Origin of the sequence: Pseudomonas sp. RtIB026 (assembly GCF_016861355.2) — a bacterium.
Lineage (GTDB): Bacteria > Pseudomonadota > Gammaproteobacteria > Pseudomonadales > Pseudomonadaceae > Aquipseudomonas > Aquipseudomonas peradeniyensis.
The window spans coordinates 1,423,056-1,436,012 of record NZ_AP023348.2 but is presented as its reverse complement, the minus strand read 5'-3'; the positions used below and the strand labels follow the sequence as shown (position 1 = coordinate 1,436,012).

Genomic DNA, 12,957 nt, shown 5'->3' with positions numbered 1-12,957 from the left:
CCCGCCCTACGGGCTTGCTGGTGTCGCGAACGGGCCGCAAAGCAGCCCCAGGTTCAACTGAACGGTTGAATTTCCGAGACTCGCGGCATCTTTCATAACGCCGCAACTGTTCAGATTTTATCCAGATTCATCTTTATCCGGTCATCGAGAGCGGGTATCATGCCATCCCTTTTTCGAACTCCAATGATTCGGCCCCACAACAGGGAACACCTATGTCGGCGGTACGCATCGGCCCTTACACACTGCAGAACAACCTGATCCTGGCCCCCATGGCCGGCGTCACGGACCAACCTTTCCGCACCCTGTGCAAACGCCTGGGGGCGGGCATGGTGGTCTCGGAAATGGTCTCCAGCGACATGCGCCTGTGGAACAGCCGCAAGTCGAGCCTGCGTCGCATCCACGAAGGCGATCCCGAGCCACGCTCGGTGCAGATCGCCGGCGGCGACGCGCAGATGATGGCCGAGGCGGCCCGGGCCAACGTCGAAGCCGGCGCCCAGATTATCGACATCAACATGGGCTGTCCGGCGAAAAAAGTCTGCAACAAGGCCGCAGGCTCTGCTTTATTGAGAGATGAAGCCTTGGTCACCGAGATCCTCCACGCCGTCGTCGGCGCCGTGGACGTCCCGGTGACGCTGAAGATTCGCACCGGCTGGGACCGGGCGAACAAGAACGGCCTGAATGTGGCGAAGATCGCCGAACAGGCCGGCATCCAGGCGCTGGCGGTGCATGGCCGCACACGCGCCGACCTGTACACCGGTGACGCCGAGTACGACACCATCGCCGCGATCAAGCAGGCGGTGTCGATCCCGGTATTTGCCAACGGCGACATCACCTCGCCGGAAAAGGCCCGGGCGGTGCTGCACGCCACCGGTGCCGACGGCCTGCTGATCGGCCGTGCCGCCCAGGGGCGGCCGTGGATTTTCCGCGAGATCGAGCATTTCCTGCGCACGGGCGAGCATTTGCCTGCACCGGCGCTGGACGAAGTGGAACGCATTCTGCTGGAGCACCTGGCTGCGCTGCACGCCTTCTACGGCGATGTGATGGGCGTGCGTATCGCCCGCAAGCACGTGGGCTGGTACCTGGCGACCCGACCCGGCGGCAAGGAGTTCCGCAGCCGGTTCAACGCTTTGGAAGACACACAAGCGCAGTGCGCCAACGTTCAGGCCTTTTTCGCCGAACGTCGACAGAGCCTTGGGACAGAGGACGAACAAGGGGTGGCCGCATGACGATGATGACCGAGACATTAGTGAGTGGAACAACGCCCGTGAGCGACAACGCCAACCTCAAGCAGCACCTGAACACGCCGAGCGAGGAGGGCCAGACCCTGCGCGACAGCGTCGAGAAGGCGCTGCACAACTACTTCGCCCACCTGGAAGGCGCTACCGTCACGGACGTGTACAACCTGGTGCTCTCGGAAGTCGAGGCGCCCTTGCTCGAATGCGTGATGAACTACGTCAAGGGCAACCAGACCAAGGCCAGCGAGATGCTCGGACTCAACCGAGGCACGCTGCGCAAGAAGCTCAAGCAGTACGATCTGTTGTAAGGCCAGAACCCCAACCAGAAAAGGCGCTCATGCAAAAAGGCGCCTTTTTTGCTGACTCCACCGCGTTATGGAATCTGAAATGACCGACCAGACTACCCGCCTGCCGATCCGCCGCGCCCTGATCAGCGTCTCCGACAAGACCGGTATCCTCGAATTCGCCCGTGAGCTGCAGCAGCTCGGTGTCGAGATCCTGTCCACCGGCGGCACCTACAAGCTGCTCAAGGACAATGGCGTGAACGCGGTGGAAGTGGCCGACTACACCGGCTTCGCCGAAATGATGGACGGCCGGGTCAAGACCCTGCATCCGAAGATCCACGGCGGCATCCTCGGCCGTCGCGGCACCGACGACGCCATCATGAACGAGCACGGCATCAAGCCGATCGACCTGGTCGCGGTCAACCTGTACCCGTTCGAAGCCACCATCAGCAAGCCGGGCTGCGACCTGCCGACCGCCATCGAGAACATCGACATCGGCGGCCCGACCATGGTCCGCTCTGCGGCGAAGAACCACAAGGACGTCGCCATCGTGGTCAACGCCAGCGACTACGCCGGCATCGTCGAGGGTCTCAAGGCCGGCGGCCTGACCTACGCCCAGCGCTTCGACCTGATGCTCAAGGCCTTCGAGCACACCGCCGCCTACGACGGCATGATCGCCAACTACATGGGCACCATCGACCAGGCCAAACAGACCCTGTCGACCGAAGACCGCAGCGAGTTCCCGCGCACTTTCAACAGCCAGTTCGTCAAGGCCCAGGAAATGCGCTACGGCGAGAACCCGCACCAGAGCGCGGCGTTCTACGTCGAGGCCAAGAAAGGCGAGGCCAGCATCTCCACCGCCATCCAGCTGCAAGGCAAGGAGCTGTCGTTCAACAACGTGGCCGACACCGACGCCGCGCTGGAGTGCGTGAAGAGCTTCGTCAAGCCGGCCTGCGTCATCGTCAAGCACGCCAACCCGTGCGGCGTGGCCGTGGTGCCTGAGGACGAAGGCGGTATTCGCAAGGCCTACGACCTGGCCTACGCCACCGACACCGAATCGGCCTTCGGCGGCATCATCGCCTTCAACCGCGAGCTGGACGGCGAAACCGCCAAAGCCATCGTCGAGCGTCAGTTCGTCGAAGTGATCATCGCCCCGAAAATCTCCCAGGCCGCCCGCGAAGTCGTGGCCGCCAAGCAGAACGTGCGTCTGCTGGAGTGCGGCGAGTGGCCTGCCGAGCGCGCTGCCGGTTGGGACTTCAAGCGCGTCAACGGTGGCCTGCTGGTGCAGAGCCGCGATATCGGCATGATCACTGCCGATGACCTGAAGATCGTCACCCAGCGCGCGCCGACCGAGCAGGAAGTGCACGACCTGGTGTTCGCCTGGAAAGTGGCCAAGTTCGTCAAGTCCAACGCCATCGTCTACGCCAAGAACCGCCAGACCATCGGCGTCGGCGCCGGCCAAATGAGCCGCGTCAACTCCGCGCGCATCGCCGCCATCAAGGCCGAGCATGCCGGCCTGCAGGTGCAGGGCGCGGTGATGGCCTCGGATGCGTTCTTCCCGTTCCGCGACGGCATCGACAATGCGGCTAAAGTGGGTATCAGCGCCGTGATCCAGCCGGGTGGCTCGATGCGTGATGCCGAGGTGATAGCTGCCGCTGATGAAGCCGGTATCGCCATGGTGTTTACCGGTATGCGCCACTTCCGCCACTAAACAGATGCCGGGTCGATCCCGGTCCTTGTAGGAGCGGCCTTGTGCCGCGAAAGGGCTGCAAAGCAGCCCACAGGGTTTAGGGATATCCCGGAAATCCAGGGGCCGCCCTGCGGCCCTTTCGCGGCACAAGGCCGCTCCTACAGGAAGCGGGATCGCCGCTCTACAGATTTCGAGGTTTTGACATGAAAGTTTTGATCATCGGCAGCGGCGGTCGTGAACACGCCCTGGCCTGGAAAGTCGCCCAGGACCCACGCGTCGAAAAAGTCTTCGTTGCCCCGGGCAACGCCGGCACCGCCACCGAAGCCAAGTGCGAAAACGTCGCCATTGACGTCACCGCCCTGGAGCAACTGGCCGATTTCGCCGAGAAGAACGTCGACCTGACCATCGTCGGCCCGGAAGCGCCGCTGGTCATCGGCGTGGTCGACCTGTTCCGCAGCCGCGGCCTGGACTGCTTCGGTCCGACCAAGGGCGCGGCCCAGCTGGAAGGCTCCAAGGCCTTCACCAAGGACTTCCTGGCCCGTCACAAGATCCCGACCGCCGACTACCAGAACTTCACCGAGATCGAGCCGGCCCTGGCCTACCTGCGTGAGAAAGGCGCGCCGATCGTGATCAAGGCCGACGGCCTGGCCGCCGGCAAGGGCGTGATCGTCGCCATGACCCTGCAGGAAGCCGAAGACGCCGTGCGCGACATGCTCGCCGGCAACGCCTTCGGTGAAGCCGGTTCGCGGGTGGTGATCGAAGAGTTCCTCGACGGCGAGGAAGCCAGCTTCATCGTCATGGTCGACGGCCACAACGTGCTGCCCATGGCCACCAGCCAGGACCACAAGCGCGTCGGCGACCAGGACACCGGCCCGAACACCGGCGGCATGGGCGCCTACTCGCCTGCCCCGGTGGTCACCGCCGACGTGCACCAGCGCGTGATGGACCAGGTGATCTGGCCGACCGTGCGCGGCATGGCCGAGGAAGGCAACGTCTACACCGGCTTCCTCTACGCCGGCCTGATGATCGACAAGGCGGGCAACCCCAAGGTCATCGAGTTCAACTGCCGCTTCGGCGACCCGGAGACCCAGCCGGTCATGCTGCGCCTGGAGTCGAGCCTGGTGCTGCTGATCGAGGCTGCCTTCGCCAAGGCCCTGGACAAGGTCGAGGCCCAGTGGGACCCGCGCCCGAGCCTGGGCGTGGTGCTGGCCGCCGGTGGCTACCCGGGCGACTACGCCAAGGGTGCCGTGATCAGCGGCCTGGATGCCGCCGCCAAGCTTGAAGGCAAGGTGTTCCACGCCGGTACCGCGCTGAAGGACGGCCAGGTGGTCAGCGCCGGTGGCCGCGTGCTCTGCGCCACCGCCATGGGCGACACCGTCGAGGCCGCCCAGCAGCAGGCCTACCGCCTGGCCGAGCAGGTCAAGTGGGACGCCAGCTTCTACCGCACCGACATCGGCTACCGGGCCATCGCCCGCGAGCGCGGTGAGCACCAGCAGTAAAAATGCACCGAACGGTCGTGGCGCTCCGCGCGCGCGGCCTTCGGCTCGTCGTCAAGGCACCGCCGGGGCCTTGCCTTCGCCTTGGCGCGCCGCGCATAGTTGTTATCCGGCACATTAGCTAAGAAGGGATTTCGTCGTGCGTCGGCTTCGGATTGCCATAGCCCTGATCGTCAGCCTGCTGACCCTGCTCTGCCTGCTCCCGGCACATGCCGAACAGGCCGCAGGCTGGTCGGCGCTGCTCGACGAACAGGCCAACCTGCAATTGTCCGATGTACGCTCCGAACGTTACCGCAACCAGTTCAGCCCCCTGGCCCTCGACGAACTGGATGCCGCCCTCCCCGACCAGGCGCTCTGGCTGCACTACCGCCTGGAACCGCACGACCAGGAGCAACTGGTCCGTATCTTCGCCCCCGACCTGTCGCGCCTGGACCTCTACGCCCTCGAAGGCGGCAAACTGCTGCGCCAGCTGCACCATGGCCGCCAGGGCGATGGCCTGAGCCCGACCCAGCGCGGCCGGGACCATGTGCTGCCGCTGCCACACAGCAGCCAGCCACTGGACATCTACCTGCGGCTGGTCTCCGAACACCAGTTGCGCCCGGCCATCAGCGTCGAGTCCACCGCCCACGCCGCCGCCGACCAGCGCCAGTCGCTGCTGTTCGGCCTGCTGTTCGGCGGGCTGGTGATGCTGATCCTGCACAACCTGATCCGCTTCGCCTATTCTCGCTCCAGCACCACGCTGGTCCTGGCGCTGTACCACGGCCTGATGCTGCTCAGCGCGCTGATCCTGCTCAATCTCACTGGCCCGTGGGGGCAGCTGTGGCACAGCGCACAGACCCCGGCGGCCTACCTGACCTTGGTGCTGGCGGGCCTGGCCGGGCTGTACTTCACCCTGCATTTCTTCTCTCCCTGCAGTTCGGCGCGGCTCAACCGCCTGATGCAGATGGAAATGGTAGTGGCCGCGGTCAGCGGCCTGGTGCTGCTGTTCGTCGACACGCTGCCGCTGAACCTGATGACCTACGCCCTGCTCGCCCTGGGCAGCGTGAGCATGCTGCTGGTCAGCAGCTATCACTGGTACAAGGGCTACGGCCCGGCGCGGCTGTTCAGCGTGGCGATGCTGGTGTTCAACCTCGGCGGCCTGGTGCTGCTGCCGGCCCTGCTGGGCCTGACCCACACCCCAATGCCCTGGCTGCTGTGCATCCTCATGGCGTTGACCGTGGTCAGCGGCCTGTTGCTCAACCTCGCGGTCAGCGAGCGCCTGCGCCGGATCAGCGAAGAGCGCTTCCGCGCCAGCCGCGCCCTGGCCGCCAGCGACGCCGAGATCAACGCCAAGGCCGAGTTCCTGGCCAAGATCAGCCACGAGATCCGCACCCCCATGAACGGCGTGCTGGGCATGACCGAGCTGCTGCTGGGCACGCCGCTGTCGGTCAAGCAGCGCGACTACGTGCAGACCATCCACAGCGCCGGCAACGAACTGCTCACCCTGATCAACGAGATCCTCGACATCTCCAAGCTCGAATCGCGACAGATTGAACTGGACGACGTGCAGTTCGACCTCAACGCCCTGATCGAGGACTGCCTGAACATCTTCCGGGCCAAGGCCGAGCAGCAGAACATCGAGCTGATCAGCTTCACCCAGCCCCAGGTGCCCAGGGTCGTCAGCGGCGACCCGACGCGCCTGCGCCAGGCCCTGTCGAGCCTGCTGGACAATGCCCTGAAGAACACTACCCAGGGCGAGATCCTGCTGGTGGTGGCCCTCGACCAGCGCGGCGACAGCCCGCGCCTGCGCATCGCCGTGCAGGACAGCGGCGACCCGATGCCGCCCGCCGAGCGCGACGCCCTGCTGCAGGCCGAACTGCACAGCCGCCACTTCCTCTCCAGCAACAAGCTCGGCGGCCACCTGGGCCTGGTGATCGCCAAGCAGCTGATCGGCCTGATGCAGGGCGAGTTCGGCATCAAGACCAGCACCAGCATGGGCAACACCCTGTGGCTGACCCTGCCGCTGGATCCGCAGCGCCTGGAGCAGCCGGCCACCGACCTCGACGGCCCGTTGCGCGATGCGCGGGTGCTGGTGGTCGACGACAACGACACCTGCCGCAAGGTGCTGGTACAGCAATGCAGCGCCTGGGGCATGAACGTCAGCGCGGTGCCGTCGGGCAAGGAAGCGCTGGCGCTGCTGCGCACCAAGGCGCACCTGCGCGACTACTTTGACGCGGTGCTGCTGGACCAGAACATGCCCGCCATGACCGGCATGCAGCTGGCGGCCAAGATCAAGGAAGATCCGAGCCTGAACCACGACATCCTGGTGGTGATGCTCACCGGCATCAGCAACGCGCCGAGCAAGATCATCGCCCGCAACGCCGGGGTCAAGCGCATCCTCGCCAAGCCGGTGGCCGGCTACACGCTCAAGACTACCCTCGCCGAGGAGCTCGCCCTGCGCGGCCGCGACCAGGCCGCGCCGCCGCTGCCGGTCGGCACTCCGGTGCCGCTGGACCTGCCCGGCGACTTCCGCATCCTGGTGGCCGAGGACAACAGTATTTCGACCAAGGTCATCCGCGGCATGCTCGGCAAGCTCAATCTCGAGCCGGATACTGCCAGCAACGGCGAAGAAGCCCTGCAAGCGATGAAGACCAAGCACTACGACCTGGTGCTGATGGACTGCGAGATGCCGGTGCTCGACGGCTTCTCCGCCACCCAGCAGCTGCGCGCCTGGGAGTCCGCCAACCAGCGTCCGCGCACCCCGGTGGTGGCGCTGACCGCGCACATTCTCAACGAGCACAAGGAACGCGCGCGCCTGGCTGGCATGGACGGTCACATGGCCAAGCCCGTGGAGCTGTCGCAATTGCGCGAGCTGATCCAGTTCTGGGCGGGGCAGCGGCAGGTGGTCACCGCCCCCCTCGACTGAAATGCTATTGGTGTAGGAGCGGCCTTGCCGAGGCGTCGGACCGGCCGGAATGGGCTGCACCGCAGCCCCCGGCCATTTCTGCTTTAGCTGAGATCCCGGGGCCGCGCTGCAGCCCTTTCGCGGCGCAAGGCCGCTCCTACAGGATCCGTGCTATACAGTGACATTTCACCGCCGCGGACCCGCCCCCATGCTCCATGAGTTGTTCAGCGTCTACCTGAAAATGCTCGTGCTCTACAGCCCGTTCTTCGTGCTGTCGTGTTTCATCGGCCTGACCCGCGGCCACTCCAGCAAGGAACGCAAGCAACTGGCGTGGCGCGTGGCGATCGCCACGCTGGTGGCCAGCGTGCTGCTCTATCTGTTCGGGCGGGTGATCTTCGGCGTGTTCGGCATCACCGCCGACGCCTTCCGCATCGGCGCGGGCTCGGTGCTGTTCATCTCGGCGCTGGGCATGGCCCAGGGCAAGTCGGCGGTGCAGACCGACAACGTGCAGCAGGACGTGACCATCGTGCCGCTGACCATTCCGCTGACAGTCGGCCCGGGCACCATCGGTGCGCTGCTGGTGATGGGGGTGGGCCAGCCGCACTGGGACGACAAGCTGCTGGCCATCGTCAGCATCGCCCTGGCCAGCTTCACCGTCGGCCTGGTGCTGTACCTCTCGCACCGTATCGAGCGGCTGCTCGGCGACCAGGGCCTGCAGATCGTCAGCCGCCTGATGGGGCTGTTCGTCTGTGCCCTGGCGGCGCAGATCATCTTCACCGGGATCAAGGGCTACCTGCTGCCCTGACCCCGGCTGCACTCAGGGCTTGGCGGGATACCAGCGCGGCGTGTACACCCACTGGCCGCCATCGGCACGGGGGAAGGTGCAGGTGGTCGAGGAGCCGACCAGCACCATGGTACGCATGTCGACCATCTCCGGCAGCAGCTCGCCCAGGGTCACTACCCGCAGGGTCTGGCCCGGCCGGCCGATATCACGGCCCAGCACCACCGGCGTGCCTGCGTCACGATGACGGCGTACCACCTCCAGCGCCGCACCCAGCTGATGAGGCCGGGCCTTGGAGATCGGGTTGTAGAACGCCAGCACCAGATCCGCCTGGGCCGCCAGGTCGAGGCGCTTCTCGATGATCGACCAGGGCTTGAGGTTGTCCGACAGCGACATCACGCAGAAGTCGTGCCCCAGCGGCGCCCCCGCTTGCGCGGCGGTGGCCAGCGAGGCAGAGACGCCGGGCAGGATCTGCAACTCGACGCGCTGCCAGGCCGGGTCGCTGGACTCGTGCAACGCTTCGAGCACTGCGGCGGCCATGGCGAACACGCCCGGATCACCCGACGACACCACCACCACCGAACGCCCCTGGGCCGCCAGCTCGAAAGCATGACGAGCGCGCTGCATCTCTTCGCGGTTGTCGGTGCAGTGCAGTACCTGATCGTCGCGGAACGGGCCGGCCATGCGCACGTAGGTTTCGTAGCCAAGCACATCCTGCGCCCGCGCCAGCTCCGCCTTGACCGCCGGCACCATCAGTTCGGCGGCACCAGGGCCCAAGCCGATCACCGCCAGGCGACCACGGCGACGGCCAACGCGGGCGATGTCGACCGGTGCCGCGGCAACGGCGTGGGCGAGCCCCACGGACGAACCTACGCGCGCGTGCGGCAATGCATCAGCCAGCATCCGCTCCAGGCTCTCGGCGGCCGGGGCGAAGCGCAGGGCGACATTCAAGGCCTGTGCAGCTTCGTGCAGGGCCGGCTCCGCCATCTCGGTTTCGCTCGCCAGCAGGCAGGCCAGCGCAGGCTCGGCAATGTTCGCTCGCAGCAGCTCCTCGCGCACCTGTTGCACCAGGTCAGCGCTACCGGCTGTGACCGCCACCACCACGCAACGCGCGTGGATCAGCAGTTCGTCACGACTGGCCGGACGCAGTGCGCTGCCCACGTGGATAGTGCGTTGGGCATCTTCGCTGGCGAGCAACTGCGCGTGCTCAAGCCACGGCGCGTCGCCTTCGACACGCACCGCCTCGCCCGCCAGCAGGTCGCAGACGAAGCGCTTGCCCTGTTCCAGGTCCGCCAGTGCGTAACCCTCGGGCGGATTCAGCAGGCAGGTGCCGAAGCGCAGCTCGCCACTGGTGGTGATCGCCGCGCTGACACCCAACGCTTCACCGATCTCTCGGGCCATGACGTTGACTCCGCCCAGGCCACCGAGCAGCGGAACCACGGCGCTGCCGTCCTCGGCCACCGCCAGTACCGGTGGTTCGACGCCTTTTTCGCTCAACAGCGGCGCCAGGGTGCGAATGACGATACCCGCCGCGCACAAGGCGATGATCGGCGTGTCTTGCTGATACAGCTCACGCAGGGTGTCGCCGAAGACTGCGTAGTAACGGTCGACACCCTCCACGCGCCCTTGCAGGCCATGGATCACGGCCTGTGGATAACATTGCTGGATACGCTGCGCGGTAGCCAGGCTGCCGGGGCCGAGAATGACGATTGCCGGTGCCTTGATCATCCCTGCCATTTCTCACCCGGCACGATGATCAGCGAGAAGTACGGCGAGGACTGCGGGTCGACCTCGTCCAGCGCGACGATCTTCTGGTTGGCCATGGTGGCCCGCTCCACGTACAGCGCACGGCTATCCAGGCCCAGCTCGCCGAGCACCTGGCGCACCTTGGGGAAGTTGCGCCCCAGCTTCATGATCACTGCCGCGTCGGCAGCAGCCAGTCGCTGTTTGAGCTCTTCATGGGGCAGCACACCGGAGAGCACGGTAAGGGTCTGGTTGCGGTACACCAACGGTGCACCGAGCACCGAGGCGCCACCGAGCATCGAGCAGACGCCCGGAATCACCTGCGCCTCGTAGCGCGAGGCCAGGCGATCGTGCAGGTACATGTAGGAGCCGTAGAAGAACGGGTCCCCTTCGCAGATCACCGCCACGTCGCGGCCGGCGTCCAGGTGCGCGGCAACCTGCAGGCTGGCTTCGTCGTAGAAGTCGCTGATCACCTGCTCGTAGGAGAGCGGCGCGGGCAGCGCCTCGGTGGTCACCGGGTACACCAGCGGCAGCAGGGTCTGTTCGGCTTGCAGGTGCGCTTCGATGATACCGAAGGCATTGCCGCGCTTGCCCTTGGCCACGAAGTACGCCACCACCGGTGCCTCGCGCAGCAGGCGCAGGGCCTTGACCGTGATCAGCTCGGGATCGCCCGGGCCCACGCCCAGGCCCAGCAGTCGTCCGCGTGCGTGCATCATTCCACCTCCGTGGCCAGGGCGTTGACCGCGGCGGCGGCCATCGCGCTGCCGCCCAGGCGGCCCTGCATGATCACGAACGGCACGCCACGGCTGTCGGCGGCGAGCATCGCCTTGGACTCGGCGGCGCCGACGAAGCCGACCGGGAAGCCGAGGATCAGCGCCGGTTTCGGTGCGCCGGCATCGAGCATTTCCAGCAGATAGAACAACGCGGTCGGCGCGTTGCCGATCACCACCACGCTGCCCTCCAGGTGCGGGCGCCACAGCTCCAGGGCCACCGCCGAACGGGTATTGCCCTCGGCCTTGGCCAGGTCCGGCACGCTCGGGTCGCGCAGGGTGCAGATCACCGGGTTGTTGGCGGGCAGGCGGGCGCGGGTGATGCCTTCGGCAACCATGTGCGCGTCGCAGAGGATCGGCGCGCCCTTGGCCAGGGCTTCGCGACCGGCGCTACCGGCGCCATCGGAGAACTGCAGGCCATCGATGGCCTCGACCATGCCGCAGGCATGGATCACGCGCACGGCGAGTTTTTCGAGATCGGCGGGGATCCGTTCGAGCCGGGCCTCCTCGCGGATGATCCGGAAGGAATTGCGATAGATCTCCTGACCATCGCGGATGTAGTCAATCATCAAGGTGCTCCGTCGGCAGGTCGAGCATGGCGCCTGCTTCTTCTGGGGTAAGGTTGGCGGCGCGCAACCTGCCGAAGCCCGGCAGGCGCGCATCGCGCAAGTAAAGGTCATAGCGGCCCGGGGCGCGGGCCAGCAGGGTCGCCGGGGCGACGTGGGCCATGGCGCAGGAACGTGGGCAGGCGGACAGGTGCACGCAGCCCGGGGCGCCATGGTGCAGCAGGGCGGCCAGGGCGATGGCGTCAGCCTTGGTGTCGGCCTGGGCCTTGGCGCAACCGCTGGAGCCGGTGCAGGCGACGACCCGCGCCAGTGGATGTTCGTTGTGGCAGAGCATGCCGGATGCCGCCAGTTGCACACGGGCGTTTTCCAGCGCGGTCGGTTCGAGGGAGGTCAGCACCAGGCTCTGCCAAGGCGTCAGGCGCAAGCTGCCATCGCCCCATTGCCGGGCGATGCGCGCGGCACTACGGAGCATTACGGGCGTCAGCCGCCCGAGGGGTGGCGCGACGCCCAGGGCCACACCCTGGCGCTGGGGCAGCACGCCCAGCCACGGGCTTGTCGTCGCCGGGCGCTGCCAGGGCATCGACGGGGTGTCGATCTGGATCGCCAGCCCTTCGAGAAAGTGCTCAACCGGGCACACCTGCAGCAATTGACGCATGCGCGACTGCTCGGGCGTCGCCAGGTCGAGGAAGCGCTCCAGCACCGCGCGCACCAGCGCCGGCCCCTGCTCCATCGGTACCGCACCCAGCGCCTGGCCATTCGACAGGCTGCTCGCGAGGCCGAACCGCAACCAGAGGCGTCCTTCGTGCGGCATGGCGGACAACCACAGGTCGTGGGCGTGATCGAACATCGTCAACGCTTCGCCGCCATCGAGCTGCACGGCGAACTTGGCCGAGAGCTTGTGGAACCTGGGTGTGCTTTCCAGCAGGTCGAGGATCTGCCCGGCCAATGGTCGGGTGTCGAACAGCATGGTCGGATCGAGTCCGGCCAGTGGGCTGAGCATGAGGTTGCGCACATCATCGCCCGCCGCGTCACGCGGGCCGAGCCCTGCGGCCAGCAGATGCTCGACCAGGCCCTGGTGGTCATCACCGATGCCGCGAATCTGCAGATTGGCCCGGTTGGTGGCCTCGATCACCCCGCCGGCGAAGCGCTCGGCGGCGTCGGCCACGGCATCGGCCTGGTCGGCCAGCAGCAGGCCGCCCGGCAGCTTGATCCGGCAGATACCACCGTCGCGCGCGGCAACGATGCGCCACAACCCCGGGCAGGCCGAGGGACGGGTCGAAACTTCGGAGGGTGGGGGCTGCGTCAAGGGGGCATCCGGCAATCGTGAAAGTGCGCTTCAGTGTAGAAGGCGCGGTATTATGCCTGCTTTGTCCGGCGGCATGAAAAGCCGGTGGTCGAACGTTCAATTTCGGGGCTGCTGTGCAGCCCTTTCGCGGCACAAGGCCGCTCCTACAGGGTTTGCGCTGCACCTGTAGGAGCGGCCTTGCGCCGCGAAAGGGGCACGTAGT

10 protein-coding genes are annotated in these 12,957 nt (G+C 66.5%); 6 read left to right on the top strand and 4 right to left on the bottom strand.

Annotated features, from left to right (window positions below; translation table 11 throughout):
• Positions 1-212 precede the first annotated feature (212 nt).
• From dusB to PRtIB026_RS06460, 6 genes are all read left to right on the top strand, one after another.
• Positions 213-1,226 carry a tRNA dihydrouridine synthase DusB gene (gene dusB, locus PRtIB026_RS06485; RefSeq protein WP_050707006.1) on the top strand — a complete coding sequence of 338 codons (1,014 nt, stop codon included), beginning with the start codon at positions 213-215 and terminating at the stop codon, positions 1,224-1,226.
• Positions 1,223-1,543 carry a DNA-binding transcriptional regulator Fis gene (gene fis, locus PRtIB026_RS06480; protein ID WP_011535876.1) on the top strand — a complete coding sequence of 107 codons (321 nt, stop codon included), beginning with the start codon at positions 1,223-1,225 and terminating at the stop codon, positions 1,541-1,543. Before dusB ends, fis begins: the two co-directional genes overlap by 4 nt.
• A 79-nt stretch (positions 1,544-1,622) precedes the next feature.
• Positions 1,623-3,230, top strand: a complete 1,608-nt coding sequence (gene purH, locus PRtIB026_RS06475) for a bifunctional phosphoribosylaminoimidazolecarboxamide formyltransferase/IMP cyclohydrolase (protein ID WP_203648107.1) — start codon at positions 1,623-1,625, stop codon at positions 3,228-3,230.
• Positions 3,231-3,412: 182 nt separating this feature from the next.
• Entirely contained in the window at positions 3,413-4,708 is a 1,296-nt protein-coding gene (purD, locus tag PRtIB026_RS06470; RefSeq protein WP_203648108.1) for a phosphoribosylamine--glycine ligase, read from the top strand.
• A 136-nt stretch (positions 4,709-4,844) separates the two neighbouring features.
• A complete protein-coding gene (locus PRtIB026_RS06465; protein WP_203648109.1) occupies positions 4,845-7,610 on the top strand; it encodes a hybrid sensor histidine kinase/response regulator in 2,766 nt (921 codons plus the stop codon).
• 187 nt (positions 7,611-7,797) lie between these two features.
• Entirely contained in the window at positions 7,798-8,394 is a 597-nt protein-coding gene (locus PRtIB026_RS06460; protein ID WP_028691281.1) for a MarC family protein, read from the top strand.
• A 12-nt stretch (positions 8,395-8,406) separates the two neighbouring features.
• Here PRtIB026_RS06460 and cobJ read toward each other — a convergent pair whose 3' ends face one another.
• Genes cobJ through cobG form a run of 4 tightly spaced genes read right to left on the bottom strand, consistent with a single transcriptional unit; the run spans position 8,407 to position 12,770 of the window.
• Positions 8,407-10,107, bottom strand: coding sequence for a precorrin-3B C(17)-methyltransferase (gene cobJ, locus PRtIB026_RS06455; RefSeq protein WP_203648110.1), 1,701 nt, complete (start codon positions 10,105-10,107; stop codon positions 8,407-8,409).
• Positions 10,095-10,829, bottom strand: coding sequence for a precorrin-2 C(20)-methyltransferase (locus PRtIB026_RS06450; protein ID WP_177330861.1), 735 nt, complete (start codon positions 10,827-10,829; stop codon positions 10,095-10,097). The genes cobJ and PRtIB026_RS06450 overlap by 13 nt, the downstream gene beginning before the upstream one ends.
• Positions 10,826-11,452 carry a precorrin-8X methylmutase gene (locus PRtIB026_RS06445; RefSeq protein WP_203648111.1) on the bottom strand — a complete coding sequence of 209 codons (627 nt, stop codon included), beginning with the start codon at positions 11,450-11,452 and terminating at the stop codon, positions 10,826-10,828. The genes PRtIB026_RS06450 and PRtIB026_RS06445 overlap by 4 nt, the downstream gene beginning before the upstream one ends.
• Entirely contained in the window at positions 11,445-12,770 is a 1,326-nt protein-coding gene (gene cobG / locus PRtIB026_RS06440; protein WP_203648112.1) for a precorrin-3B synthase, read from the bottom strand. Before cobG ends, PRtIB026_RS06445 begins: the two co-directional genes overlap by 8 nt.
• Positions 12,771-12,957 lie beyond the last annotated feature (187 nt).